Genomic DNA, 24,589 nt, shown 5'->3' on the forward strand with positions numbered 1-24,589 from the left:
GCAGATCGCATGGCATTTCAGCTGCCGTGCAGCTTCCGTACCGGCAGTGTGCCATGTCGGAAGCGATTCAACCTTCGATTTTCGCGAAATCCGCCACCGCGTCCATGGTGGCGCAGAGCCGGTGCAACAAACGCAGGCGGTTTAGCCGAAGTTTCGGATCGGGGTCGTTCACGACCACGCTCTCGAAGAAGGCGTCCAGCGGGGCGCGCAGCCCGGCCAGCGCCGTCATGGCCCGCAGCGGCGCCTCCGCCGCGAGCGATGCGGCCACCTCGGCCGCCTTGGCCTCGACCGCCCCGGCCAGCGCCTGTTCGGCCGGCAGGACCAGCAGACCCGCATCCACCGGCCCGTCGTGCGGGCCATCCTTGCGGGTCTCGATCCGCAGGATATTCGCCGCCCGCTTGTAGGCGGCCAGCAGGTTGGCGCCATCCGGGGTCGCCAGCAGGGTGCCCAGCGCCTCGGCCCGGGCCAGCAGCCGCACCAGGTCGTCATCGGCGCTGGCGCCGAAGACCGCGGTCACCAGGTCGTGCCGGGCGCCCTCGGCGCGGAGCTGGACGCGGAGCCGGTCGGTCAGGAAGTCCAGCACCCCGGCGGCGAAGGCGGCCACCATCGGCGGGTGGTCCGAATCGGCCGGGGGCTGCCAGCCGGCATTCATCGTCTCGGCGGCGACGGCCATGCCGAATTCCGGGCTGGCCGTGGCCCCCGTCGCCTGGGCGAAGCCGAAGAAGGCCTCCCCGATCAGCCCGGCGAGGCCGAGCCGCAGCCCGCCCTCCCGGATCATGCGGATGATGCCGAGCGCGGCGCGGCGCAGCGCATAGGGATCGCCCGAGCCGGTCGGCTTCTCCCCGACGGCGAAGAAGCCGACGAGCTGGTCCAGCTTGTCCGCCAGGGCGACCGCGACCGCCACCGGCTCGGACGGCACCGCGTCGCCCGGCCCCATCGGCCGGTAATGGGCGCCGATCGCTTCCGCCACCCGCGGGTCCTCGCCATCGGCCAGCGCGTAGTAGCGGCCCATGATGCCCTGGACCTCGGGGAATTCCCCGACCATGCCGGAGGCGAGATCGGCCTTGGCCAGCAGCCCGGCGCGGGCCGCCAGCTTGATGTTGGCATCGACCTGCGGGGCGATCAGCCCGGCCAGCCGTTCCAGCCGCCGCACGCGCTCCCCCTGGGTGCCGAGCTTGGCGTGGAAGACCACGCTCTCCAGCTTCGGCAGGAAATCCTCCAGCCGCTGCTTGCGGTCCTGGTCCCAGAAGAAGCGGGCATCGGCCAGCCGGGCGCGCAGCACCCGCTCGTTGCCGGCGACGATCGCCCTGCCGCCATCCGCGGGGATGATGTTGGCGACCAGGGCGAAGCGCGGCGCGGCGCGGCCATCGGCCCGGCGCAGCGCGAAGTAGCGCTGGTTCACCCGCATGGTGGTCCGCATGACCTCGGGCGGCAGGTCCATGAAGGCCTCGTCGATCCGGCCGAGCAGCGGCACCGGCCATTCGACCAGCCCGGCCACCTCGGCCAGCAGGCCGCGGTCGGGCACCACCTCCAGCCCCTCGGCCGCGGCCAGGGCGCCGATGCCCCGCTCGATCAGCCGCTCCCGCTCCGCCGCATCGGCGATGACGAAGCGTTCCCGCAAGCCGGCGGCATAGCCGGCGAAGTCCCGCACCGCGAAGGGCGCCGTGCCGGCGAGGATGCGGTGCCCCTCTGTCACGTCGGCGGCGACCAGGCCGTGGACGGCATCGCCGCCATGGGCGAGGGCGAAGGGCACCGGTGCGCCATCGAAGAGGCACAGGATGCGTTGCAGCGGCCGCACCCAGGCGAAGTCGCTGCTGCCCCAGCGCATGGACTTGGGCCAGGGGAAGGCGCGCAGCACGGCGGGCACGGCACGGGCCAGCAGCTCGGTCGCCAGCGTCACCTCGGCCGGCTTGGCCAGGACCCAGAACTGGCCCTCCTGGGTCAGCATCTCCTGGGTCGCGCCATGCTTGCGGAGGAAGCCCTCGAGCGCCTGCGGCGGCGCGCCGATGCGGGGGCCGCGCTCCTCCTTGCCCGGCGTCTCGGCCCGCGCCGCCATCTCGCCCACCAGGGCGATGCGGCGGGGGCCGGACAGGGCGCGGGGGGCCACCGGCATCAGGGCGCGCAGCTCGGCCTGCAGCAGGCGGGCGAAGTCCTCCGCCGCCCGGGCCTGCATGCGGGCGGGGATTTCCTCGGAGAAGAGCTCGATCAGCAATTCGGGCATGGGTTACACTGCGGCCTTCACATCGGTCTGGGCGAAGTCGGTGCCCTTGAACAGCAGGGGCTCGCCGCGCGACTGCGCCAGCGCATAGGCGAAGCAGTCGCCGAGGTTGAGCCCGGCGGGATGGCGGCCCTTGCCATAGCGGCGCCAGCCCTCGGCCGCCAGGGCGGCATGCTCGGCGGTGAAGGGGACGACCTCGACCTTGGCGCTGGCGAGCAGGCGATGGACCCGGTCGCCCATCGGCCGCCCGCCCCGGCCTTCCGCGACCAGCGTCAGCTCGACCAGGGACGCCGCCGACATCGAGACGGCTGCGGCTTCGGTCAGCGCGGCGCCGAAGGTGGCGGCCTCGGGTTCGTCGTGGAGGATGGCGATGAGCGCGGAGGTGTCGACGATCACTTCGGCAGGCCGTTCTCGTCGTAGAGATCGGAATGATCGCTGGTGCTGCCGGGCGGGAAGTGCTTCGAGGCTTCTTCCGCGATGGCCATGATGGCCTCGTAGCGCCGGCGCCGCTCGGCATCCCGCGCCAGCGTCTCGCGCGCCAGGCGCTCATGCACCGCGCGGCGGATGGCCTCGGTCGTGCTGGTGCCGATCAGCTCGGCCAAGGCCTTCGCCTCGGCGATCAGCGCCGCATCCTTGATGTTGAGCTGACCCATCGGACCCTCCGGGTATAACAAGGCGGGGTATTCTACCCTACTGGTCCCCGGCCAACCAAGCCTCGCAGCAGCCCTTCGCCAGCGCCCGCACCCGGCCGATATAGGCCGCCCGCTCGGTCACGCTGATGGCGCCGCGGGCATCCAGCAGGTTGAAGCGGTGGCTGGCCTTGATGCATTGGTCATAGGCGGGCAGCGCCAGCTTGTGCTTCAGCAGCGCGGCGCATTCGCGCTCGGCATCCTCGAAGTGGCGGAACAGCATCGGCACGTCGGCGTGCTCGAAATTGTGCGCGCTGTATTCCCGCTCGGCGCGGAGGAAGACCTCGCCGTATTTCACGCCGTCGCTGTTGAAATCCAGGTCGTAGATGCTGTCCTTGCCCTGCAGGTACATCGCCAGGCGCTCGAGCCCGATGGTCAGCTCGCAGCAGGGCACCGCGCAGGGGATGCCGCCGACCTGCTGGAAATAGGTGAACTGCGTCACCTCCATCCCGTCGCACCAGACCTCCCAGCCGAGGCCCCAGGCGCCGAGCGTCGGGCTTTCCCAGTCGTCCTCGACGAAGCGGAAGTCGTGCACCTTGGGGTCGAGGCCCAGCGCCCGGTAGGCATCCAGCAGCAGGGACTGCGGGTCCGCCGGGCTCGGCTTCAGGATGACCTGATACTGGTAGTAGTGCTGCAGCCGGTTCGGATTCTCCCCGTAGCGCCCGTCGGAGGGCCGCCGGCTGGGCTGCACATAGGCCGCCTTCCAGGGCTTCGGCCCCAGCGCCCGGAGGGTGGTCGCCGGATGGAAGGTGCCCGCGCCCACCTCCATGTCGTAGGGCTGCAGGATCAGGCAGCCCTGGGCCGAGAAGTAATTGTGCAGCGTCAGGATGATGTCCTGGAAGCTGAGCGGCTTGGCGCGCAAGGCGGGGAGGGCGGGGGCGGTCTGCATGCGCCGCCTTTTGCCATGGCCGCCGCCTCGAACATAGTGGGGCGGCCAATTGCCGGGAGATCGTCATGACCGAGACCGAAAGCCTGATCCGCGCCTATTACGCCGCCTTCGGCCAGGGCGACCGGGAGGCGATGCTGGCCCTGCTGGCCGAGGACGTGATCCACGACGTGAACCAGGGCCCGCGCGAGACCGGCAAGCCGGCCTTCCGCGACTTCCTCGGCCACATGGACCATTCCTACCGCGAATCGCTGACCGGCCTGACCATCATGGTGGATGCGACCGGCCACCGCGCCGCCGCCGAATTCGTGGTGGAGGGCGAATACCTGGCGACCGATGCCGGCCTGCCGGAGGCCCGCGGCCAGCGCTACAGCCTGCCCGCCGGCGCCTTCTTCGCGGTGGCGCAGGGGCGGATCACCCGGGTGACCACCTACTACAACCTTCAGGACTGGCTGCGGCAGGTGGGCGCTAGCTGACCGGGTTGGCCCGCCCCACCCGTGTCGCCAGCGTATAGGGCAGCTCGGAGAAATCCCGCAGCCGGCGTTCCACCGCGGCGAAGCTGCTGCGCTGCGCCGGGCTCAGCGGGGCATCGGGCGTCGCGGTCCGGTGGGTCAGGTAGCGGGCGACGCTGCCCGCCCCGCGCCGATGCGCCGCCGCCACCAGCCCCGCCTCGGTCAGCGGCACCGCCTGGCCGTCGATCCCGACCACCGCCCCCCCGCTGCGGGCCAGGCTGCCGTTGCGGTCGAGCTGCTGTTCCGCCCGCCGCAGATAGGCCGCCATCGCCGCCTCCTGCGCCGCCGGCGCGGCCAGGAAATCCGCCGTCGAGCGCACCCCGTGCCCGGCCGCGACCGCGGTCCAGCCGCCGGCCTGATCCTGCCAGCCCAGGTCCTGCAGGGATTGCGGGGTGAGCTGGTAGCGCCCCAGCGCGCCCGAGGCCGGGTTGCGCGCCGCCAGCCCCTGGTCCGGCGCGCGGGCATTGCTTTCCATCAGCGCGATGCGGTCGCGGAAGGCGGCATCGGCCGGCCGGCTGCGAAGCGCCTGCACCCCGATCGCCGAGGCGCCGGCCACCCCGGCCGAGCCCGCCTGGCGTGCCACCCCTGGTCCCAAGCCTCCCGGGCGCGGCGCCAATTGGGCCGGCGTCGCCGATGGCCCGGCACCCTCCATGGCCCGCGCCATCGCCTGCTTGAAACTATCCGCCTTGGCCGGCCGCACCGGCTTGCCGCCGGCGGTCGAGCCTTCGGGCCGGGTCACGCTGCTCGCCGGTGTCATGGGGCTCCTCCGCCTCGGTGCGGCACCATGCCCGGCAAGTCTTAAGCCTTCGTTCCGCACGGCACCGGCAACCCGGCCGGGTCCCGTCCTGTTCCCTTCCCAGGAACGCGAAGGACCCCGTCATGCCGGATAATCTGCAAGCCCCCCAGCACCAGGACCAGCAACCCGGCCTCACCGCGCCGATGGACCCGCAGCCCCAGGACCACATGGCCAATTGGCGGGCGAGCGGCAAGCTCACCGGCCGCCGCGCGGTGGTGACCGGCGGCGACAGCGGCATCGGCCGCGCCGTCGCCATCGGCTTCGCCAAGGAAGGCGCCGATGTCGTCATCCTCTACAAGGACGAGACCGAGGACGCCGACGAGACCCGCCGCGCCATCGAGGCCGAGGGCCGCCGCTGCCTGGCCCTGCCCGGCGATATCGGCGATGCCGCCTTCTGCCGCCAGGCGCTGGACCAAGCCGCCCAATTCCTCGGCGGCCGGATCGACCTGCTGGTGAACAACGCCGCCGAGCAGCATATCTGCAAGGACTTCGCCGAGATTTCGGAGGAGCTGGTGGAGCGGACCTTCCGCACCAATATCCTCGGCATGTTCTGGGTGACCAAGGCGGCGCTGAAGCACATGCCCTCGGGCAGCGGCATCATCAACACCACCTCGATCACCGCCTACAAGGGCAGCCCGGGGCTGATCGACTATTCCAGCACCAAGGGCGCCATCCTCGCCTTCACCCGCAGCCTGTCGCAGCAGCTCTGGGAAAGCCGGCAGATCCGGGTGAATGCGGTGGCGCCGGGGCCGATCTGGACCCCGCTGATCCCGGCCAGCTTTGACGACGAAAGCTCGGCCAAGCATGGCGCATCCACCACCATCGGCCGCGCCGGCCAGCCGGACGAATGCGCGCCGAGCTACATCTTCCTCGCGGCCGATAGCGACAGCAGCTACATCACCGGCCAGGTCCTGCACCCGAACGGCGGCTCGGTGGTGAACGCCTGAGGTCAGTCCCGGGCCGCGGCGGGCGGCAGCACCATCCAGCCCGGCAGCCGCGGCACCACCGCGGCCTCGCCGCAGCGCAGCGGCCTGCCGTCCAGCACCTCGAGCCGGAGCTGGGCGATGCCCAGGCCTTCACCGCCAGGCCCATCCCGGCCCGAGCGCATCTCGCCCACCTCGGCCGCGCCCGCCAGGATCGGCGTGCCGGGGGCGGGCAGGGGGCCCGCCACGGCCACGGGCACCAGGCGGCGCTTGAGCAGCCCGCGGTACTTGGTCCGCGCCGTCAGCTCCTGGCCCATGTAGCAGCCCTTGGTCCAGGAGACGCCGTGCAGCTCGTCGAACCCGGCCTCCAGCAGCAGGCTCTGCTCGGCGACGAGGTCCCGGCTGCCGTCCGGCAGGCCGAGCGCCATCCGGTGCCGGTCGTAATCCTCGGCCGTCGCATCGGCCACGATATTGGCGCCGATCGCCCGCCAGCCCGCGGCATCCAGCCGCGGGTCGGGCAGCGCGCCCGCCGGGGCCGGCACCCCGCCCCAGCCGACCGTCACCTCCAGCGGCAGCGCCTGGATGGCGACCTTGGACCGCAGCCGGAACCGCGAAAGCCGCTGCGCCAGCATCGCCGCCTGCCCGGCCTCGCAATCGAGCAGCAGCCGCCCGTCCTCCGCCACGACGAAGAATTCGGCCAGCCACTTGCCCTGCGGGGTCAGCAGCGCGGCAAAGACCGCCCGGCCCGGCCCGGCCAGCGCGACATCGTTGGAGACCAGCCCCTGGAGGAAGGCGATGCGGTCCTCCCCGGTGACTTCGAGCACGCCCCGGTCGGGCAGGATTGCGATCGGCATGCGAAGGACTTGGGCCGCCCGCCCCTGCGCGACAAGGGAGAGCCGTGCTAAGGCCCTCCGCGTGCGTATCCTCTTCATCTCCGCGACCCGGATCGGCGATGCCGTGCTCTCGACCGGCCTGCTGGACCATCTCATCCGGACCTGGCCCCAGGCCAAGATCGTCGTCGCCTGCGGGCCGGTGGCGGAGGGCGTCTTCGCCCGCATGCCCAACCGCGCCTGGACCATCCTGCTGACCAAGCGCCGGCTGCGGCTGCATTGGCTGGAACTGTGGCGGGAGGTCGGGCTGGAGCGCTGGGACCTGGTGGTCGATTTGCGCGGCTCCGCCTTCGCCTGGCTGGTGCGGGCCAAGCGCCGGGTGGTGATGCGCGGCGGCCGCCAGCCGGGGCCGCGGCTCGGCCATCTCGGCGCGCTCTTCGGCCTGAACCCGCCGCCGCTGCCGGTCGCCTGGTTCAACGCCGCCGACCGCGCCCGCGCCGCGACGCTGCTGCCGGTGGATGAAAACGGGGGGGAGGGGCGCTGGATCGGCCTCGGCCCCACCGCCAACTGGGACCGCAAGGTCTGGCCGGCCGAGCGCTTCGTCGCCCTGTTCGAGGCGCTGACCGCCCCCGGCCAGCCGCTGGAGGGCGCCCGCGCCGTCATCCTCGGCGGCCCCGGCCCGCAGGAGGCCGCCATGGCCGCTCCGGTGCTGGCCGCGCTCGGCGACCGTGCGGTGAGCCTGATGGGCAGCGTCGCCCTGCCCGAGGCCGCCGCCGTCCTGGCCCGCTGCGCCCTCTTCATCGGCAACGACAGCGGGCTGATGCATCTCTCGGCCGCGGCGGGGACGCCGACGCTGGGCCTCTTCGGCCCCTCCCGCGTCGGCGAATACGCCCCCTCCGGCCGCCGCACCGCGACCGCCATCGCCCCGGACTCGCCGGCCATCGACAGCATGGCCAGCCTGACGCTCGATCAGGCCCTCGCCGCGGCGCAAGGCCTGCTCGCGTGAGCATCACCGCCCTGGTCGTCGCCCGGAACGAGGCGGCGCGGCTGCCCGCCTGCCTCGCCAGCCTGGCGCCGGCCGATGCCATCCTGGTCGTGCTCGACCGCAGCACCGATGCCAGCGCCGCCATCGCCGCCGCGCATGGCGCCCGGGTGTTCGAAGGCGACTGGGCGCTGGAGGGCGAGCGCCGCAACGCCGGGATCGCCGCCTGCACCACCGACTGGGTGCTCGAGGTCGATGCCGACGAGCAGGTCCCGCCCGAACTCTGGGCCGCGATCCGTGCCGTCACCGCCCGTTCCGCCCATGCCTTCCACCGGGTGCGGATCGACAATTACGTCGGCGACCGGCTGCTGCTGCACGGCTGGGGCGGCAGCTTCGGCACCACCCTGAAGCCCATCCTGTTCCGCCGCGGCGCCAAGCAGTGGCGCGCCCAGCGAGTGCATCCCGGCCTCGACTGGACGGGTACCGAGGGGGAGCGGATCACCGCGTTCGGCATCCGGCACGAGGTGGACCGCGACATCTCCGACATGCTGCGCCGGCTGGACCGCTATTCCTCGGCCAAGGCCGGCGACCTGCTGGCCGCGGGTGACATCGGCTCGCTGCCGGACAACATCCGCCGCTGCCTCTCGCGCATCCTCAAGTGCTACGTCGCCCGGAAAGGCTACAAGGAGGGTGGCTGGGGCCTGCTGATCGCCCTCTGCGCCGGGCTCTTCCCGCTGCTCTCCCACCTCAAGGCCCGGCTGGAGCCGGAGCGGCACCGGTGAAGATCATCATGGCGACCGAGGGCCCGCGGATCGGCGCGGCATCGCTCGCCACCCGGCCGCTCGGCGGGGCCGAGACCGCCTTCGCCCTGCTGGCCCAGGCCTTCGCCCGGCGCGGCCATGCGCTGGAACTCCGCGCCGGCACCGCCCCCGCCGAAACCCGCGACGGGCTGGACTGGGCGCCGCTGGCACCGGGCGGCGCGCCCGCCGACCTCGTCATCGCCAACCGGCTGCCGCGGCTGTTCCGCCGGCTGCCGCGCGGCCGCCGCCTCCTCTGGCTGCACAACCCACTGGGCTACCTGCGCAAGCCGCGCCATGCCCTGCCGCTGCTGGCCGCCTGGCCGCGGCTGGTCACCCTCGGTCCCAGCCATGCCGCGACCCTGCCGCGCTGGCTGCCCTTCACCCCCACCAGCATCCCGCTCGCCGTCGCCGCGCCCTTCGATGCGCCCTTCGCGCCGCGCCCGCCGCCCGCCGCCATCGCCATCTTCACCTCCAATCCCCTGCGCGGGCTGGACTGGCTGCTGGAGCTCTGGGCGGCGCGCATCCACCCGGCGCTGCCGGCGGCGGAGTTGCACCTCTTCACCGGCGCGGCCACCTATGGCGGCGATGCCCGCCTCGCCGCCCGCGCCGCCCCGGTCCTCGCCCGCGCCGCCGCCCTCCACGGCGCCGGGGTGCGGATCTTCGACCCGCTGCCGCGCCCGGCGCTGGCCGCCCGCCTCGCGGACTCCAGGGTGATGCTCTACCGCGGCGATCCCGGCGAGACCTTCTGCCTCGCCCTGGCCGAGGCCCAGGCCGCCGGGCTGCCCTGCGTGGTGACGCCGCTCGGCGCCGTGCCCGAGCGCATCGCCGATGGCGTCACCGGCCAGGTCGCCGCCACGCCGGAGGATTTCGCCGCCGTCGCGCTCCGCCTGCTCGCCGACGATGCCGCCTGGACGGCGATGCACCACGCCGCCCTGGCCCGCGGCCCCGGCCCGGACTGGGACGCGGTCGCCGCCCGCTTCGAGGCGCTCGCGTGACCCTCCGAATCGCCCACGTCATGGCCGGCGCCCCGATGGGCGGCGCCGAGGCCTTCTTCGAACGCCTGACCACGGCCCAGCACGCCGCCGGCGAGCAGGTCCTCGCCGTCATCCGCACCGATCCCGGCCGTGCCGCCCGGCTCCGCGCCGGCGGGCTGGCGCCGGTCGAGCTGCCTTTCGGCGGCCTGTTCGACCTGACGACGACGCCCCGGCTGCGCCGCGCCCTGGCGGAATTCCGGCCCCAGGCCGTCGTCTCCTGGGCCAACCGGGCCAGCCGCTTCGCCGGAAGGGTGAAGCGCGGCGGTACGCCTTGGCCGCTGATCGGCCGCATGGGCGGCTACTACGACCTGAAATACTACCGCCACTGCGACCATATCGTCGGCAATACCCAGGACCTCCGCCGCTGGATCGTCGCCCAGGGCTGGCCCGCCGCGCGCACCCATTATGTCCCCAACTTCGCCGCCGATTTCGCCGCGGCCGCCCCCGCGGCCCTGCCCGGCACCGGTCCCCACCTGCTGGCCCTCGGCCGGCTGCACCGGAACAAGGGCTTCGACACCCTGCTCCAGGCCCTGGCGAAGCTGCCCGGCGCCCATCTGTCGATCGGCGGGGAGGGGCCGGAGCGCCCGGCGCTGGAGGCCCTCGCCGCCAGCCTCGGCCTGGCCGACCGGGTCGCCTTCCTCGGCTGGCGCCAGGATACCGGCGCGCTGCTCGCCGCCTGCGACGTCTTCGTCTGCTCCTCCCGCCACGAGCCCTTGGGGAACATCATCCTGGAAGCCTGGTCCGCCGCCCGCCCCGTCGTCGCCGTCGCCGCCCAGGGACCGACCGAGCTGATCCGCCCCGGCGAGACCGGCCTGCTGGTCCCGCAGGAGGACCCCGCCGCCCTGGCGGCCGGAATCGCCGCGCTGCTGGCCGACCCGGCCCGGGCCGGGCGCCTCGCCGCCGCCGGACGTGCCGAATACGATGCGCATCACGCGGCGGCGCCGGTCCTTGCCCGCTGGCATGAATTCCTCGCCGGTGTGAGTATCCGCTGATGTGCGGCCTCGCCGGCCTTGCCCTCCGTTCCGGGCAAACCCCCTCCGCCAGCATCCTCGATGCGCTGACCCGGGCGCTGGCCCATCGCGGCCCGGATGGGCATGGCCATCACCTGGCCGGCAATGTCGCGCTGTCGCATACCAGGCTCTCGATCATCGACCTGGTCACCGGCGACCAGCCGCTCTTCGCCGGCGCCGCCGCCCTGGTCGCCAACGGGGAGGTCTACAACTACCGGGAGCTGCGCGAGCGCAACCAGCTCCATTGCGCGACCGGCAGCGACTGCGAGCCGCCGCTGCACCTGTTCCGCCGCGACGGCCTCGCCTTCGCCGATACGCTGCGGGGGATGTATGCCATCGCCCTGCACGACCGCGGCAGCAAGCAGCTGGTGCTCTCCCGCGACCCCTTCGGCATCAAGCCGCTGTATCTCGCCGAGATCGCCGGCGGCCTCGCCTTCGCCTCCGAGCCGCAGGCGCTGATCGCCGCCGGGCTGGTCGAGCCGGTGGTGCGCCCCGAGGCCCGCACCGAGCTGCTGCAGATCCAGTTCACCACCGGCGCCGAGACCATCTTCCAGGGCATCCGCCGCATCCTGCCCGGCGAGACCGTGGTCATCGCCAATGGCGCCGTCACCGAGCGCCACCGCCGCGCCGCCCTGCCCGAGGGCGGGCCGGAGGAGATCGAGGCCGAGGCGGCGCTCGCCCGGCTGGACGCAGCGCTCGAGGAAAGCGTGCTGCTGCACCAGCGCAGCGACGTGCCCTACGGGATGTTCCTCTCGGGCGGCATCGACAGCAGCGCCATCCTGGCGCTGATGGCCCGGCTCAACGACAAGCCGGTGCTCGCCTTCACCGCCGGCTTCGACGTGCCCGGCGCCGCCGACGAACGCGCGCTGGCCGCGCATCTCGCCGCCGCCGCCGGGGCGAAGCACGTGACCGTCCCGGTCACCGAGGCCGATGTCTGGCGCCACCTGCCCGAGATCGTCGGCGGCATGGACGACCCGGCCGCCGACTACGCCATCATCCCCACCTGGTTCCTCGCCCGCCGGGCGCGGGAGGAGGTGAAGGTCGTCCTCTCCGGCGAGGGCGGCGACGAAATCTTCGGCGGCTACGGCCGCTACCGGGCCGCCATGCGCCCCTGGTGGCTGGGCGGCAAGGCCCCCCGCTCCCGCGGCAGCTTCGACCGGCTGGACGTGCTGCGCGAACCCCCGACCGGCTGGCGCGACGGCACCGGCGCCGCCGAGGCCGCCGCCGCCTCGCCCGGCCGTACCCGCCTGCAAGCCGCCCAGGCGCTGGACTGCGCCGACTGGCTGCCGAACGACCTGCTGATCAAGCTCGACCGCTGCCTGATGGCGCATGGCGTGGAGGGCCGTACCCCGCTGCTCGATGCCGGCGTTGCCGCCGCCGCCTTCCGCCTGCCGGATGCGCTGAAGGTCCAGCGCAGCAGCGGCAAGTGGCTGCTGCGGCAGTGGCTCGCCCGCCATTTCCCCGCCGCCGAGCCCTTCAAGCCGAAACAGGGCTTCACCGTCCCGGTCGGCGCCTGGATCGAGGGGGTGGGGGACAGGCTCGGCCCGCTGGTCGCGGCCCAGCCCGGCATCGCCGAGATCGCCCGGCCCGACCGCGTCGCCGCGTTGTTCCGCCATGCCGGCGGGGAGAAGCACCGCGGCTTCGCCGCCTGGCACCTGCTGTTCTACGCGCTGTGGCACCGCCGCCACATCGAGGGCCACCGCGGCACCGGCGATGTCTTCGAGACGCTGGCCGCCCGCTGAGCCGGCCCCGCTTGCGGCTGGCACTGCTTGCGACTGGCGCCCCGCTGACCTAATCCCCGCTGGTCGGTAGGGGAGTAAGGGCGGATGGCAAGCTTCGATCTGGTGCTGCGTGGCGGCACCTGCGTGCTTCCCTGGGGCGAGGAAGTCACCGATATCGGCGTCCGCGCCGGCCGCATCGCCGCCATGGGCGACCTCCGCACGGCGGAAGCCGCCTCCACCATCGAGTGCCGCGGGTTGCATGTGCTGCCCGGGCTGATCGATGCCCATGTCCACCTGCGCGACCCGGGCGACCCCAAGGTGGAGACCCTGGCCGACGGCACCCGGGGCGCCATCCTCGGCGGGCTCTGCGCCGTCTTCGACATGCCGAATACCGCCCCGGCCATCACCGACCGGGAGCGGCTGGACTGGAAGCGGGACTACCTGGCCGGCCATGCCTGGTGCGACGTCGGGATCTATGTCGGCGCCAGCATGAAGAACATCGCCGAACTCGCCAGCCTCGAGCTGCAGCCCAATGTCTGCGCGGTGAAGGTCTTCGCCGGCAGCAGCACCGGCGACCTGCTGGTGGCCGACGATGCCAGCCTCGAAGCCGTCATGCGCAGCGGCCGGCGCCGCATCGCCTATCACTCGGAGGACGAGTACCGGCTGCAGGAACGCAAGCCGCTGTTCCACAGCGGGATGCCGCACCGCAACCACATGGTCTGGCGCGATGTGGAATGCGCGGTGCTGGGGACCCGGCGCCTGATGGCGCTGGCCCGCAAGACCGGCCGCCCGGCGCATATCCTGCACGTCTCCACCGCCGAGGAGCTGGCCTTCCTGCGGGACTACCGCGACGTCGCCACGGTGGAGGTGCTGCTCAACCACCTGACCCAGACGGACGAGGCCTATGACCGGCTCGGCGGCTATGCGGTGATGAACCCGCCGATCCGCGACGCCCGGCACATGGCAGCCGCCTGGGCCGCGGTCGCCGATGGCACCATCGATGTCGTCGGCTCCGACCATGCGCCGCATAGCCGGGCCGCCAAGGAACGCCCCTGGCCGGATGGCGCGGCGGGGCTGACCGGGGTGCAGACCATCGTGCCGCTGATGCTGGACCATGTCAGCGCCGGCCGGCTCAGCCTCTCGCGCCTCGTGGACCTGATGTGCGCCGGCCCGGCGCGGGTCTATGGCGTCACCGGCAAGGGGCGCCTCGCCGCCGGCTACGACGCCGACTTCACCCTGGTGGACATGGGCAAGACCCGCACCATCGAGGAAAACTGGATTGTCTCCCCCTGCGGCTGGACCCCCTTCGCCGGCACCGCATGCAAGGGCTGGCCGGTCGGCACCATCATCCGCGGCGAGGTGGCGATGCGTGACGACGAAGTGATCGGCAGCCCCCGCGGCACGCCCGTCCGTTTCGCGGAGGCCCGCGGGGCCTGAGTTTACGCGGTTCCCCAGGGGGCGGTTTCCCCCCATCCGGTGGGGAACCGCCTGTCGGCCGCGATATCGTTCCGGAATCCAATGCAACTTTAACGGGTAATTTTGCGATGACCACTCGCATGGGGTTTGCAAAGCAGCCATAGTCACTAGGTCCATGAAGGCTGGTTCTGGGTACTGAGAAAAGGCTTCCGCGAGATGTCTATCCTCCTGGTTGAAGACGAGCCCTCCCTTCTCGAAGTCATAACGATGTTCCTCGAGGATGCCGGTTTGCACGTCTGCCAGGCAGGCAATGCCCAGGAAGCGCTGAAACTTCTCCATGACCCGGACCATTCTTTCAGCGTCATGGTGACCGATGTCGGGCTCGGCATGGGCGACAATGGCCTGGAACTGGCCGCCAAGGCCAAGCAGCACCGGCGGGAACTCTTCGTCGTCTATGAGACCGGCAGCCCGGCGCAACTGCAGGGACGGCCGCTCGCCGATTGGGAAACCCTCTTCGAGAAACCCTACGACGTCTGCAAGCTGGCCGATGTCGTCTTCCGGCTGGACCGCCTGGCGCGGCAGCAACATGGCGGACGCTGCGTCGCATCCATGGGCAGCCCTCCGGAACTGCTGGCCGCGCCCCTCCACTAAACCGCGACCGACGCCACCCGGATCTGTGGCATCCCATCGCATGGCGAGAGTTGAATTTTTAGATATTCTACCTTGAGGCGATTATTGCTGCGGTAGCAGCCGCCTCTCCGGTCACGACGACCGGTCCTGGATTCGATAGATCCGTGCGGCATTGCCTGCGAACAACGCCGCCTGCTCCCGCCTCGGCAGATCCGCCACCGCCGCGCCGAAACCCTCGAAGATCGTGCGGAAGCTGCCGCAGAGCTCATCGACCGGGAAGTTGGAGGCGAACATGCAGCGACCCACCCCGAAGATCCCGATGGTCTCCCGGATGATCCCGATATTGTCGCGGATCGCCCAGGGCCGCCCGGCGAGGCCGAGTCCGGAGATCTTCACGCTCACCTGCGGCGCCCGCGCCAGCCGCCGCATCGCCGCCCCCCAGCCGGCCAGCCCCTCGGCGCTGCGGTCGGCGGGCAGGCCGGTATGGTTCAGCACCAGCGGCGTCGCGGGATAGGCCTCGACCAGCGCCAGCGCCTCATCCAGGTGCCACCAGGGCGCCTGCAGCTCGAAGTGCAGGCCGTGCTGCGCCAGCAGCGCATAGCCCGCCCGCCAGCGCGGATCGCCCATGCCGCCTGGCGCCCCGGCCTCGACCAGCCCCGGCGCTGCGGCGACGCGCGGCTTGTGGCGGATGCCGCGCACCAGCGGCATCCGGCCCAGCGCCTCCAGCACCGCCGGCGCATCCGCCCGGTCCAGCCAGGCCTGGGCCACATGCGCCGCGGGGCGGCCGGTGCGCGCGGCCATCGCCGTCATCCAGCGGCTTTCCCCCAAGGGATCGGCCGGATCCCATTCGCCCTCCATCGTCACCGTGGCCACCACCGGCAGCCCATCGGCCACGGCGTCGTAGTCCGCCGGCAGGAAGTCCCGCCCGCGCAGCGCCGAGTAGTCGCCGTAGCGGAAGGGGATCATCGGCAGGTCGCGCAGCCAGGGATGCGGGTTGTGCCGCAGGTCCCAGTAGTGGTGATGCGCGTCGATGATGGGCAGGTCGAGCATCGGGGTCAGGCCTTCGCCAGGCCCAGCTCGCGCAGCAGCACGGCGGAGGTCTCGCCGAAGCCGGCGGCGAAGCGGGCGAAGCCCTCCGGCCCATCCCAGACCGGCACGATGCCGCGCGCCCGCATCGGCTCCTGCACATCGGCCCGGGCATGGGCGCGTTCGGCCGCGGCCAGCAGCGCCGCCCTGACCGGCGCCGGGATGCCGCGCGGCGCCACCAGGGCGAACCAGTTCGCATAGACCCAGTCGAGCCCGCATTCCCTGAGGGTCGGCACCTCGGGATAGGTCGTCATCCGCGCCTCCGCCATCACCGCCAGCACCCGCACCCGCCCGGCCGCGGCCAGCGACTGCGCCTCCACCGGCGAGCCGGTGAAGACGCCGAGCCCCCCCGCCACCAGGTCCTGCAGGGCGGGCGCCCCGCCGACGCTCGGGATCCAGCGGATGCGGTCCGCCTCCAGCCCCAGCGCCCGGGTCATCCCCGCTGCCGCCAGGTGCCAGGACCCGCCGGGGCCGACGCCCGAGCCGGTCACTTGGCCGCGCCGGCCTTCCTTCAGCGCCTGGGCGAAGGCCTGGAAATCCTTCCAGGGGCCCTGCGCCTGCACCGTCACCCCGGCCGGGATGGTCGCCAGCCGCGACAGCAGATCCAGGTTCTCCGGCCCGAAGTCGGAAAGGCCGAGCGCCTTGAAATTCACGAATTCGGAGGTGCCGGTGCCGATCGTATAGCCATCCGGCGCGGCATTCGCGATGGCGGAGTGCCCGGTGATGCCATTGCCGCCGGTGCGGTTGACCACGTTCACCGGCTGGCCCAGCTCCCGCTCCAGCCCCTGGGCGAAGATGCGGGTCACCGTATCGGCGCCGCCGCCGGCCGCCCAGGGCACGACGAGGGAGACCGGCCGCACCGGCCAGGATTGCGCCAGCGCCGGCGCGGCGGGCAGCAGGCCGCTGAGGGAGGTGGCGAGGGAGGCGGCCAAGGTGCGGCGGGTGATCGGCATCGCTGTCCTCCATGCGGCCGCGTCGCTGCGTGGCCCTCGTTGCACCGAGTGTGCGCCGGCCGCTACCGCCCGGCAATTGCCGCCCTGGTGCCGCCCTGGCCGCATCTTCGTGCCCGGGCGGAATAGTCCGCCGACGATTGCCCAGTCCCCGCGTTGCTTCGGCTGCCGCAAACAAGGAAGGTACCTCCATGCCGATGCGCGCCTATCGGGCCTCCACCGCCCATGTCGCCAACAACCTGACGCTCTGGATCCTCATCACCGGCATCGCCACCGTGGTGCTGGCGGTAGCCCGCTATCTCGTCGGCGGCGGCGACCACCTGGGCGACCTGACAGCGATCGTCGCCATGGTTTTCGGCACCATGATCATGCTGAAGAGCCAGCAGGGCTTCGTCCCGGCCGGGCAGGAGCCCGAAGTCGCCTGAGACGGCGATGGGCGGGCCGGCATCCCGGCCCGCCACCCTACCGCGCCGCCGCGGCCCCGGCCGCTGAGACCCGCCAGACCACGTTGCCCACGTCATCCGCCACCAGCAGCGCGCCCCGGCTATCCAGGGCGACGCCCACCGGCCGTCCCAGCGCATCGCCGCCCTCGCTGAGGAAGCCGGTCAGCACATCGACCGGGGCGCCACTCGGCCGGCCCTCGGCGAAGGGCACGAAGATCACCTTGTAGCCGCTCGGCGGCCGCCGGTTCCAGGAGCCGTGCTGGCCGACGAAGGCCCCCTCGCGGAAGGCCGGCGGCAGGCGGCTGCCCTCGGCGAAGCTGAGCCCGAGCGAGGCGGTATGCGGCCCCAGCGCGTAATCCGGCTTGATCGCCCGCGCCACCAGGTCGGCCCGCTGCGGCAGCACCCGGTTGTCCACCACCTGGCCGTAGTAGCTATAGGGCCAGCCGTAGAAGCCGCCGTCGCGCACCGAGGTCATGTAGTCCGGCACCAGGTCGCTGCCGATCTCGTCCCGCTCGTTCACCGCGGTCCAGAGCGCGCCGGTCCGCGGCTCCCAGGCCATGCCGACCGGGTTGCGCAGGCCGGAGGCGAAGACCCGGCTCTCGCCCGACCGCGCATTGATCTCGAGGATGCCGGCCCGGTTCTCCTCCGCCGCGATCCCGTTCTCCGCCACGTTGCTGTTGGAGCCGACGCTGACATAGAGCCGCGCCCCATCGGCGCTGGCGAGGAGGCCCTTGGTCCAGTGGTGGTTGATCGGCCCGCCCGGCAATGGCGCCAGCCGCTCCCCCGGCACGGTGATCCGGGTCTGGCCGGTCTGGTAGGGGAAGCGGACCACCGCATCGGTATTGGCAACGAAGAGCGTGTCACCCACCAGCGCCATGCCGAAGGGCGAGTTCAGCCCTTCGAGGAAGACCGAGCGCGTCTCGGCCACGCCGTCGCCGTCGGCGTCGCGCAGCAGGGTGATGCGGTTGGCGCTGGGCACCCCGGCGCCGGCGCGCTTCATCACCAGCCCCATGACCCAGCCGCGGATGCCCTCGCTCTCCGCCTTCGGCGGCTTGTTGCTCTCGGCCACCAGCACGTCGCCATTGGGCAGCACATGCAGCCAGCGCGGATGGTCGAGGGCGCTGGCGAAGGCCGCCACCTGCATCCCGGCCGCCGCGGTCGGTTTGCCGCCCTCCGGCCAGCCGACGGCCGGGGCGATGTTGACGGTGGGGATCCAGCTCGACTTCGGCGGCGGCAGCTGCGGGTTGGGGCCGGTGCCGGCGGCGACCGTGTGGTTGGCTTCCTCGCAACCGGCCAAGGCCAGCAGCAGCGCCGCGGGGAGGAGGGAACGCATCATGGGCTTCACTTTCAGGCGCTGCGGCGCTTGGGCGCGGCGCGCGGCTTGGCGGCGGCGGCCGCCTTCTTCGGCGCCGCCTTCTTCGAGGCGGCCTTGGCCTTCGGCGCATCGCCCAGGCTCTGCTTCAGCGCCGCCATCAGGTCGATGACATTGTCCCGCTTCGGCTCCTCCGCCGGTTCGGGCTCCTCCTCGCCGCGCAGCTTGGCCTCGATCACCTCGCGCAGCCGCGCCTCGTAGCGGTCGGTCATGTCGGAGAGGTCGAAGCGCGCCGCCTGCCGTTCCACCAGCTGCGTCGCCAGCTTCACCATGGCCGCATCCGGCTTCGGCCCGGCCAGCCCGGCGAAGGCCTCCTCCGGGTCGTGCAGCTCCTTCGGGTCGACCAGCGTATGCACGACCAGTCCCTTGCCCAACGGCATCACCGCGACGGAGCGTTCCCGCCGCGCGATCACCAGCCGCGACAGCGCCACCTTGCCGGTCCGGCCGATTGCCTCGCGCAGCACGGCATAGACATCCTCGCCCGCCTCGCCATCCGGCAGCATGAAGTAGCTGGTGTCGTAGTAGACCGGGTCGATAGCCTCAGCGGGGACGAATTTGTCGATGTTCAGCACGGAGGAGGTATCGATCTTGGCCCGCTCGAAATCGGCGTCGTCGAGCAGGACGTAGGTGTCCTTCTTGAACTCGTAGCCCTTCACCAGATCCGAGCGCTCCACCTCCTTCTCGGTCCCGGCATCGAGCGTCACCATGCGCACGCGGTTGCCGGACTTCGGATTGATGAAGTGGAAATGCAGCTCGGCCGAGGCCTGGCGCACGCTGGTCAGCGCGATCGGGCAGGAGACCAGGGCGAGGCGGAGATGCCCGCGCCAGATCGGGCGTTGGTGGTGTTCGGCCATCACGGCTGTTCCTTGGGCAAGGGTTTGGCGGCGGCGTCGAAGCCGGCCCAGGGGTCCTGCTTCTGCCTGGCCAGGCGCTGCGGCACGGTGGTGATGGTGAAACCGGCCGGGTCCAGCTTTGCCGTCACCTCCCGCCAGGCGAGCGGCGTGGCGACCGTCGCCCCCGGCCGGGCGCGGGGCGAATAGGAACAGATCGCGGTGGAGCCGGCGCCGTTGCGCAGCCAATCCACCAGGATGCGGCCGCGCCGCTTGGCCTTGGGCACGGAGGAGACGAAGCGGTCCGGCTCGGCGGCCTCCATCGCCCGGGCGATGCCATGGGCGAAGTCGCGCACCGCATCCCAGTGGGCCTCGGGCTTGAGCGGCGCCACCACATGCAGCCCCTTGCCGCCGGTCGTGCGGCAGAAGCTCTCGAGGCCGAGGCTCTTCAGCCGCTCGCGCAGCCCCAGCGCCGCCTTGACGACCTCGGGGTAGGCGACGCCCTCGCCAGGGTCGAGGTCGAGCACGATGCGGTCCGGATGCCCGGGGTCGTCCAGCGTCGCGCCCCAGCCATGCAGCTCGATCGCGGCCATCTGCGCGCAGGCCAGCAGCCCGGACTCATCCCGGATGGCGAGATACGGCTGGTCCTCCGCGCTGCCTTCCTGCAGGGCAGGGGGCATCCCGCGGTTGCCGTGCTTCTGGAAGAAGCTTTGCCCCTCGATCCCATCGGGGCAGCGCAGCAGTGCCAGCGGCCGCCCGGCGATGCCCGGCAGCGCCCGCGCCGCCACCTTGGTCCAATATTCCGCCAGATCCTGCTTGGTCACGCCGGGCCACAGCTCGCGGTCCGCATGGGTGATCTCGGTGCCGCCGACCCGCTGGGCGCCCCGCACCGGCTTCGGCGCATGCACGATCCGCCCGGCGCCGGCGGTCTTCGGCTGGAAGGGGATGCGCGGCTCCTCCGGATGGGGGACTTCCCGCACCACCTCCTCCGGCCCCTTGTCCACCCGCAGGCCGAGCCAGGTGGCGTGGCGCAGCCGGCCGAAGCCGGTCCAGCCAATGTACTGCACCTCGCCCACCAGCTCCGGCTGCACCCAGTTGATCGCCGGGTCGGGCGGCTCGCCGGCCAGCAGCATCCCCTCCGGCGCCGTGCTGGCGAGGCGGCCGAGGCGGCGGCGGAGGCTGGCCAGCTCCTTCTCGGAAAAGCCGGTGCCGACGCCGCCGATGTAGTGCAGCCGCCCGCTCTCGTCGTGGAAGCCGAGATGCAGCGCGCCCAGTCCCTGGCGGGCGCCGGCCGGCGGGGTCCAGCCGAGGACGATGAACTCGTCCCGGCCCTGGCATTTCAGCTTGATCCAGTCGCGCGTCCGGGCGCCGCGATAGGGCGAATCCGCGCGTTTGCAGATGATCCCCTCGAGCCCCATCGTGCAGGCCTGCCGCCGCACCCGCGGCGTCTCGCCCTCCAGGTGGTCGCTGAAGCGCAGCGCGCCCTTCCAGGTATCGAGCGGCTTCAGCACCGCCTTGCGGTCGGCCAGCCGGCAGGGCCGCAGGTCCCAGCCGTCCCAGTGCAGCGCATCGAACAGGTAAAGGAACAGGCCGCTCCGGTCGCCGTCGAGGCTGAGCGCCGCCTGCAGGGCGGCGAAGGAGGAGAGCCCATCCGGCCGCAGCGCCACCAGCTCCCCATCCAGCAGCAGCTTGTCCGGCTTCAGCCGGGCCACGGCGCGGGCGATGTCCGGCAGCTTGGCCGACCAGTCGAGGCCGTTGCGGGTGATGAGCCGCACGTCGCGGCCATGCTTCCTGACCAGCAGCCGATAGCCGTCGAACTTCACCTCCGAGAGCCAGCCGTCGCCCTCCGGCGGTTCCTCGACCAGCGTCGCCAGCATCGGCTTCTGGCTCTCCGGCAGGCTGCCCTGGATGGCGCCGGCGGCGGGGGCATCGGCGGGCTTCGCGCGGGGCGCCGCCTCGGGCTTCGGCGCCACCACCGTCCCCGGTTGCGTGAGGGGCCGGGCGACCGGCGCGGCGGCGGCCTCGGCCTTCAGCACCGGTGCCGGCTTGGCCTTCTGCGGCACCTTCCGTGCCTTGGGCGGCGGCTTCGCCTCCAGCGCCGCGGCATCGCCGCCGGGCTGCTCGGCCTCGTCGTGTTCTTTGATGAGCAGCCAATTCTCGGCCCGCTCCCGGCCACGCGGCTTCATCCGCACCAGCACGAAGCCGCCCGAGAGCCGGGCGCCCTCGACCCGGAATTTCATCTCCCCCGCGGCGAGGTCGGCGGCGGCATCGCCCAGCGGGGACCAGCTTCCGGCATCCCAGATCTCGACGGTGCCGGCGCCGTAATTGCCCTCGGGGATGCTGCCGTGGAAATCGGCGTAGTCGAGCGGATGGTCCTCCACCCGCACCGCCAGGCGCTTGTCCGCCGGGTCCAGCGAGGGGCCCTTCGGCACCGCCCAGCTCAGCAGCACGCCGTCCAGTTCCAGCCGGAAATCCCAGTGCAGCCGGCGGGCGTCATGCTTCTGCACGACGAAGCGCAGGGTCTTGCCCCGCGCCTTGCGGCCAGGCGCAGGTTCTGGGGTCGCGTCGAAATTGCGCTTCGCCCGGTAGGTGACGATGGAGGTGTCGCGACCCTGCTGCGGCATGCCGGGCCAACGTTGCCCGACCGAGGAGGTTCCTGGCGAATGAGCCCTGCCATCGAGTAGCCGTCGCACATTGGCCGCGCTCGACGGCGTGCGGTCCTGCGGCGCGTTGCCATTTCCATGGGCATCCGGCATCGTGGCTCAGCGGGACATGGAGTTGCAGGTCGGTAGTTCCTGCGCCCGTCCTCGGACGGGTCCTTCTCAGCCTCGGCGGCACGACCCGATCCGTATCGGGGAAGGCGCATCCGGCGTGGTCCCGCAGCGCACCAGAGGAGAGTTCAGGTGGTCCCTGGCCTTGTTGCGCTTGTCGCTGCGACCCTCTTTGCCGGGGCCGCGCTCTACATCACCCTCGTCGAGCATCCTGCCAGGATGGGCTTGGAAGACGGGCCCCTGCTCGCGCAGTGGCAGCCCAGCTACAACCGCGCCCTGCCCATCCAGGCCGGCCTCGCCGTGCTGGGCGGGGCAGCAGGGCTTCTGAGCTGGTTCTTCCTGCGCGACTGGCAGTGGTTCGCAGGAAGTCTGCTTCTGCTCGCCAACTGGCCGTTCACGATGCTGGTCATCATGCCGACGAACAAGCGGTTGATGGCGATGCAGCCGCAGCATGCGGGGGCGGAAAGCCGTGACCTGCTGCGTCGTTGGGGCGGTCTGCATGCCGTCAGGGGTTTGCTCGGCTCTGCCGCGTCGCTCCTGTTCGCCTGGGGCTTCTTGGTCACCCGCTAGGTCTAGCGTTTAATCGGGCCTGACCTGGGTGGGTATCAAGCGTCGGAGTCGGCCACTAGATGCTCAGGTCGAGCAAGTTGTAGTCCCTGAGGCTCGCCTTCGCTGCCGCATCCCAGGTGAAGCGCTCGCCGCTGCCCGCCTGCGGCGCATAGGCGAAGGGCGCCTCCTCCGGGAAGCGCTGCCGCCGTGCCGCGATGCCGAGGCCGATCAGCCGCGCCCGCTGCCGGATGCGCTCGGCGTCGTAGATGGCCGGTGCGTTGTGCACCCCGCCGCCCTGCACGCCGAGCACCGAGCGCCGCCGGTGGAAGCCGAAGTTCCAGGTCACCCGCCAATCCTTGCTGGTATTGGCGAAGGAGCCATGCACCGCCTGCCGGTTGGTGATGGCGACATCGCCCGGCGCGCAGATGATCGGCACCGCATCCGGCAGCCGCTCCGTCCCCGCCGCCGCCACCATCGCCTTGATGTCCGCCTTGCCGCCCTTGTGCGACCCGGGCACCACCCAAACCCCGTTGGCCGCGGTGCAGCCATAGAGCTGCGCCATGAAGTTGAAGCCATGCGAGCCCTGGTCCCAGTCCGGGCTGTCCCAATGCGTCACCCCATCCTGATGCCAGGCGACCGAGGCGCCGCGCCCCGGCTCCTTGATGAAGATCGCCTCGTTGAAGGGGACGAAGTCGTCGCCGTTCACCGCCGCCGCCATCGCCAGCAGGGCAGGGTGGGCATAGAGCCGCAGTGCCGCGTCGGAGAATTGCAGCGAGCCGAGGATGAGGTAGACCACCTCCTTCGGTGCCGCCGCATCCGGCGTCGGCTCGAACATCTTCACCGGGTGGCGGCCATTGGCGAGGTCGGTGCCGCCGAAGGGATCGCCCAGCGGCCGGGACCAGAACAGCGTATTGGCGGTATTCCCCGCCGTCAGCGCCGGCCGGCCCTTGGCATCCAGCGCGGCGCCGCGCTCGGCCGGCAAGCGGTCGAGGATGTCCTTCAGGTCGGCATCGAGATCGGCCACTTCCCCGGCGCCCAGCACGCCCTCGAAGACATAGAAGCCGCAGCGCCAATAGGCCTCGAGGATCTCGGGGTGGATGCGGCCGTCGCTGCCGAAGCGGATCGGCCCGCGGTTGCCGAGCGCCGCCGCGCGGGCCTCGCCGTCCCGCAGATAGGCCTGCATGGCCGCGGCTTCCGGGCCATAGTCGATCGGGGCAAGCTGGTTCATGCCGCATCCTCCGGTATTTTGCCGCGACGGTAGGACCGCCCCGGCCGCCCATGCAAGCATCCACCCCCCTTGGCCCCCTCGGGTGACAGCCCGGCCCGCCGGGGCCTAAGCTCGGCGCCACGTCCAGGAAGCACCGGAGCCCCCAAGGCATGAACGCAGACATCCTCGCCCAGCTCGCCCCGACCGGGGTGCTCCGCGCCGGCATCAACATGAGCAACTTCCTGCTGGTCACCGGCCGCGGCCCGGATGGCGAGCCCGATGGCGTCTCCCCCGGCATGGCCCGCGCCATCGCCGAGAAACTCGGCGTGCCCGTCCACTACGTGCCCTTCCCCAAGCCGGGCGAGCTGGCCGATGCGGTCGGCACGAATACCTGGGACATCGGCCTGATCGGCGCCGAGCCGCAGCGGGCCGAGAAGATCGCCTTCACCGCCGCCTATGCCGAGATCGAGGCGACCTACCTGGTCCCCGCCGGCTCCCCCATCACCTCGCTCGAGCAGGTGGACCAGCCCGGCAACCGCATCGCCGTCACCGCCCGGGCCGCCTACGACCTCTGGCTCGAGCGCAACATCCGCAAGGCGACGCTGGTCCGCACGCCGAGCCTCGACGCCGCGCTGGAGCTTTTCGTGAAGGAGAAGTTCGAGGTGCTGGCCGGCCTCCGCCCCCGGCTGCTGACCGATGTGACGACGCTGCCCGGCGCCCGCATCCTGGATGGCCAGTTCACCGCCGTGCAGCAGGCGATCGGCACCGCCCGCGCCAATACCGCCGCCGCCGCCTTCCTGGCCGATTTCGTGGAGCAGGCGAAGGCCTCCGGCCTCGTCGCCCGGCTGATCGAGAAGCACCAGGTCCGCGGCCTTTCGGTCGCCCCCGCCGCGGCCTGAGGCGCGGCTTCACCGCAGGTCTCGCCAGGGTTGTT

General features: G+C 72.1%; 24 protein-coding genes. 12 read left to right on the forward strand and 12 right to left on the reverse strand.

Annotated elements, in window-relative coordinates; all coding sequences use genetic code 11:
- Positions 1-67: 67 nt before the first annotated feature.
- From glyS to AC0IW9_RS00230, 4 genes are read right to left on the reverse strand one after another with little or no spacing between them, the layout of a single operon-like run.
- Positions 68-2,221 (reverse strand): glycine--tRNA ligase subunit beta, encoded by a 2,154-nt coding sequence (glyS, locus tag AC0IW9_RS00215; protein WP_471646186.1) that lies wholly within the window; start codon positions 2,219-2,221, stop codon positions 68-70.
- A gap of 3 nt (positions 2,222-2,224) precedes the next feature.
- Complete coding sequence (locus AC0IW9_RS00220; protein ID WP_471646187.1) at positions 2,225-2,614, reverse strand: type II toxin-antitoxin system VapC family toxin; 390 nt, start codon at positions 2,612-2,614, stop codon at positions 2,225-2,227.
- Complete coding sequence (locus tag AC0IW9_RS00225; RefSeq protein WP_471646188.1) at positions 2,611-2,871, reverse strand: type II toxin-antitoxin system VapB family antitoxin; 261 nt, start codon at positions 2,869-2,871, stop codon at positions 2,611-2,613. The genes AC0IW9_RS00220 and AC0IW9_RS00225 overlap by 4 nt, the downstream gene beginning before the upstream one ends.
- Positions 2,872-2,908: 37 nt before the next feature.
- Positions 2,909-3,796: a glycine--tRNA ligase subunit alpha gene (locus AC0IW9_RS00230; RefSeq protein WP_471646189.1), complete on the reverse strand. Its 888-nt coding sequence runs from the start codon at positions 3,794-3,796 to the stop codon at positions 2,909-2,911.
- 65 nt (positions 3,797-3,861) lie between these two features.
- Here AC0IW9_RS00230 and AC0IW9_RS00235 point away from each other — a divergent pair, with 65 nt between their 5' ends.
- Entirely contained in the window at positions 3,862-4,269 is a 408-nt protein-coding gene (locus AC0IW9_RS00235) for a ketosteroid isomerase-related protein (protein ID WP_471646190.1), read from the forward strand.
- Here the strand turns inward: AC0IW9_RS00235 and AC0IW9_RS00240 are convergent.
- Complete coding sequence (locus AC0IW9_RS00240) at positions 4,262-5,062, reverse strand: hypothetical protein (RefSeq protein ID WP_471646191.1); 801 nt, start codon at positions 5,060-5,062, stop codon at positions 4,262-4,264. The two genes, AC0IW9_RS00235 and AC0IW9_RS00240, sit on opposite strands and share 8 nt — an antisense overlap.
- 122 nt (positions 5,063-5,184) lie before the next feature.
- Here AC0IW9_RS00240 and AC0IW9_RS00245 point away from each other — a divergent pair, with 122 nt between their 5' ends.
- On the forward strand, positions 5,185-6,048 hold the full coding sequence (locus AC0IW9_RS00245) for an SDR family oxidoreductase (RefSeq protein WP_471646192.1): 864 nt from the start codon (positions 5,185-5,187) through the stop codon (positions 6,046-6,048).
- 2 nt (positions 6,049-6,050) lie between these two features.
- On the opposite strand, the gene ygfZ is transcribed toward AC0IW9_RS00245, so the two are convergent.
- Entirely contained in the window at positions 6,051-6,878 is an 828-nt protein-coding gene (gene ygfZ / locus AC0IW9_RS00250) for a CAF17-like 4Fe-4S cluster assembly/insertion protein YgfZ (protein WP_471646193.1), read from the reverse strand.
- A gap of 61 nt (positions 6,879-6,939) precedes the next feature.
- On the opposite strand from ygfZ, the gene AC0IW9_RS00255 reads away from it, so the two are divergent.
- The 7 genes from AC0IW9_RS00255 (at position 6,940) to AC0IW9_RS00285 (ending at position 14,468) form a co-directional block, all read left to right on the forward strand.
- Positions 6,940-7,860: a glycosyltransferase family 9 protein gene (locus AC0IW9_RS00255; RefSeq protein ID WP_471646194.1), complete on the forward strand. Its 921-nt coding sequence runs from the start codon at positions 6,940-6,942 to the stop codon at positions 7,858-7,860.
- Positions 7,857-8,618: a glycosyltransferase family 2 protein gene (locus AC0IW9_RS00260; RefSeq protein WP_471646195.1), complete on the forward strand. Its 762-nt coding sequence runs from the start codon at positions 7,857-7,859 to the stop codon at positions 8,616-8,618. The genes AC0IW9_RS00255 and AC0IW9_RS00260 overlap by 4 nt, the downstream gene beginning before the upstream one ends.
- A complete protein-coding gene (locus tag AC0IW9_RS00265; RefSeq protein WP_471646196.1) occupies positions 8,615-9,631 on the forward strand; it encodes a glycosyltransferase in 1,017 nt (338 codons plus the stop codon). The genes AC0IW9_RS00260 and AC0IW9_RS00265 overlap by 4 nt, the downstream gene beginning before the upstream one ends.
- 20 nt (positions 9,632-9,651) lie before the next feature.
- Positions 9,652-10,662: a glycosyltransferase gene (locus tag AC0IW9_RS00270; RefSeq protein WP_471646463.1), complete on the forward strand. Its 1,011-nt coding sequence runs from the start codon at positions 9,652-9,654 to the stop codon at positions 10,660-10,662.
- Positions 10,662-12,422 carry an asparagine synthase (glutamine-hydrolyzing) gene (asnB, locus tag AC0IW9_RS00275; protein ID WP_471646197.1) on the forward strand — a complete coding sequence of 587 codons (1,761 nt, stop codon included), beginning with the start codon at positions 10,662-10,664 and terminating at the stop codon, positions 12,420-12,422. Before AC0IW9_RS00270 ends, asnB begins: the two co-directional genes overlap by 1 nt.
- Positions 12,423-12,506: 84 nt before the next feature.
- Positions 12,507-13,838, forward strand: coding sequence for a dihydroorotase (locus tag AC0IW9_RS00280; RefSeq protein ID WP_471646198.1), 1,332 nt, complete (start codon positions 12,507-12,509; stop codon positions 13,836-13,838).
- A gap of 195 nt (positions 13,839-14,033) precedes the next feature.
- Positions 14,034-14,468, forward strand: a complete 435-nt coding sequence (locus AC0IW9_RS00285; protein ID WP_471646199.1) for a response regulator — start codon at positions 14,034-14,036, stop codon at positions 14,466-14,468.
- A gap of 111 nt (positions 14,469-14,579) precedes the next feature.
- On the opposite strand, the gene AC0IW9_RS00290 is transcribed toward AC0IW9_RS00285, so the two are convergent.
- Both AC0IW9_RS00290 and AC0IW9_RS00295 read right to left on the reverse strand, forming a co-directional pair.
- A complete protein-coding gene (locus AC0IW9_RS00290) occupies positions 14,580-15,497 on the reverse strand; it encodes an amidohydrolase family protein (protein WP_471646200.1) in 918 nt (305 codons plus the stop codon).
- Between the two features lie 5 nt (positions 15,498-15,502).
- The gene (locus AC0IW9_RS00295; protein WP_471646201.1) at positions 15,503-16,486 is read right to left on the reverse strand and encodes a Bug family tripartite tricarboxylate transporter substrate binding protein; all 984 of its coding nucleotides are present in this window, start codon (positions 16,484-16,486) and stop codon (positions 15,503-15,505) included.
- A gap of 188 nt (positions 16,487-16,674) precedes the next feature.
- Here AC0IW9_RS00295 and AC0IW9_RS00300 point away from each other — a divergent pair, with 188 nt between their 5' ends.
- Positions 16,675-16,908, forward strand: a complete 234-nt coding sequence (locus tag AC0IW9_RS00300; RefSeq protein ID WP_471646202.1) for a hypothetical protein — start codon at positions 16,675-16,677, stop codon at positions 16,906-16,908.
- 37 nt (positions 16,909-16,945) lie between these two features.
- Here AC0IW9_RS00300 and AC0IW9_RS00305 read toward each other — a convergent pair whose 3' ends face one another.
- From AC0IW9_RS00305 to ligD, 3 genes are read right to left on the reverse strand one after another with little or no spacing between them, the layout of a single operon-like run.
- Positions 16,946-18,262, reverse strand: coding sequence for a PQQ-dependent sugar dehydrogenase (locus AC0IW9_RS00305; RefSeq protein ID WP_471646203.1), 1,317 nt, complete (start codon positions 18,260-18,262; stop codon positions 16,946-16,948).
- 11 nt (positions 18,263-18,273) lie between these two features.
- Positions 18,274-19,152, reverse strand: a complete 879-nt coding sequence (gene ku / locus AC0IW9_RS00310; RefSeq protein WP_471646204.1) for a non-homologous end joining protein Ku — start codon at positions 19,150-19,152, stop codon at positions 18,274-18,276.
- Positions 19,152-21,752 carry a DNA ligase D gene (gene ligD / locus AC0IW9_RS00315; protein ID WP_471646205.1) on the reverse strand — a complete coding sequence of 867 codons (2,601 nt, stop codon included), beginning with the start codon at positions 21,750-21,752 and terminating at the stop codon, positions 19,152-19,154. The genes ku and ligD overlap by 1 nt, the downstream gene beginning before the upstream one ends.
- 279 nt (positions 21,753-22,031) lie before the next feature.
- Here ligD and AC0IW9_RS00320 point away from each other — a divergent pair, with 279 nt between their 5' ends.
- On the forward strand, positions 22,032-22,469 hold the full coding sequence (locus AC0IW9_RS00320) for an anthrone oxygenase family protein (protein WP_471646206.1): 438 nt from the start codon (positions 22,032-22,034) through the stop codon (positions 22,467-22,469).
- Positions 22,470-22,524: 55 nt separating this feature from the next.
- Here AC0IW9_RS00320 and AC0IW9_RS00325 read toward each other — a convergent pair whose 3' ends face one another.
- On the reverse strand, positions 22,525-23,676 hold the full coding sequence (locus AC0IW9_RS00325) for a phytanoyl-CoA dioxygenase family protein (RefSeq protein ID WP_471646207.1): 1,152 nt from the start codon (positions 23,674-23,676) through the stop codon (positions 22,525-22,527).
- A gap of 149 nt (positions 23,677-23,825) precedes the next feature.
- Here AC0IW9_RS00325 and AC0IW9_RS00330 point away from each other — a divergent pair, with 149 nt between their 5' ends.
- Positions 23,826-24,554, forward strand: coding sequence for a transporter substrate-binding domain-containing protein (locus AC0IW9_RS00330; protein WP_471646208.1), 729 nt, complete (start codon positions 23,826-23,828; stop codon positions 24,552-24,554).
- Positions 24,555-24,589 lie beyond the last annotated feature (35 nt).

The sequence above is a fragment of the Belnapia sp. AC561 genome, assembly GCF_979252845.1.

Excerpts from the sequence above, each read along its gene's own strand:
- glyS (WP_471646186.1), bottom strand. The coding sequence starts at position 2,221 with ATGCCCGAATTGCTGATCGAGCTCTTCTCCGAGGAAATCCCCGCCCGC.
- AC0IW9_RS00225 (WP_471646188.1), bottom strand. The coding sequence starts at position 2,871 with ATGGGTCAGCTCAACATCAAGGATGCGGCGCTGATCGCCGAGGCGAAG.
- AC0IW9_RS00230 (WP_471646189.1), bottom strand. The coding sequence starts at position 3,796 with ATGCAGACCGCCCCCGCCCTCCCCGCCTTGCGCGCCAAGCCGCTCAGC.
- AC0IW9_RS00235 (WP_471646190.1), top strand. The coding sequence starts at position 3,862 with ATGACCGAGACCGAAAGCCTGATCCGCGCCTATTACGCCGCCTTCGGC.
- AC0IW9_RS00240 (WP_471646191.1), bottom strand. The coding sequence starts at position 5,062 with ATGACACCGGCGAGCAGCGTGACCCGGCCCGAAGGCTCGACCGCCGGC.
- AC0IW9_RS00245 (WP_471646192.1), top strand. The coding sequence starts at position 5,185 with ATGCCGGATAATCTGCAAGCCCCCCAGCACCAGGACCAGCAACCCGGC.
- ygfZ (WP_471646193.1), bottom strand. The coding sequence starts at position 6,878 with ATGCCGATCGCAATCCTGCCCGACCGGGGCGTGCTCGAAGTCACCGGG.
- AC0IW9_RS00270 (WP_471646463.1), top strand. The coding sequence starts at position 9,652 with ATGGCCGGCGCCCCGATGGGCGGCGCCGAGGCCTTCTTCGAACGCCTG.
- asnB (WP_471646197.1), top strand. The coding sequence starts at position 10,662 with ATGTGCGGCCTCGCCGGCCTTGCCCTCCGTTCCGGGCAAACCCCCTCC.
- AC0IW9_RS00280 (WP_471646198.1), top strand. The coding sequence starts at position 12,507 with ATGGCAAGCTTCGATCTGGTGCTGCGTGGCGGCACCTGCGTGCTTCCC.
- AC0IW9_RS00285 (WP_471646199.1), top strand. The coding sequence starts at position 14,034 with ATGTCTATCCTCCTGGTTGAAGACGAGCCCTCCCTTCTCGAAGTCATA.
- AC0IW9_RS00290 (WP_471646200.1), bottom strand. The coding sequence starts at position 15,497 with ATGCTCGACCTGCCCATCATCGACGCGCATCACCACTACTGGGACCTG.
- AC0IW9_RS00295 (WP_471646201.1), bottom strand. The coding sequence starts at position 16,486 with ATGCCGATCACCCGCCGCACCTTGGCCGCCTCCCTCGCCACCTCCCTC.
- AC0IW9_RS00300 (WP_471646202.1), top strand. The coding sequence starts at position 16,675 with ATGCCGATGCGCGCCTATCGGGCCTCCACCGCCCATGTCGCCAACAAC.
- AC0IW9_RS00305 (WP_471646203.1), bottom strand. The coding sequence starts at position 18,262 with ATGATGCGTTCCCTCCTCCCCGCGGCGCTGCTGCTGGCCTTGGCCGGT.
- ku (WP_471646204.1), bottom strand. The coding sequence starts at position 19,152 with ATGGCCGAACACCACCAACGCCCGATCTGGCGCGGGCATCTCCGCCTC.
- ligD (WP_471646205.1), bottom strand. The coding sequence starts at position 21,752 with ATGCCGCAGCAGGGTCGCGACACCTCCATCGTCACCTACCGGGCGAAG.
- AC0IW9_RS00325 (WP_471646207.1), bottom strand. The coding sequence starts at position 23,676 with ATGAACCAGCTTGCCCCGATCGACTATGGCCCGGAAGCCGCGGCCATG.
- AC0IW9_RS00330 (WP_471646208.1), top strand. The coding sequence starts at position 23,826 with ATGAACGCAGACATCCTCGCCCAGCTCGCCCCGACCGGGGTGCTCCGC.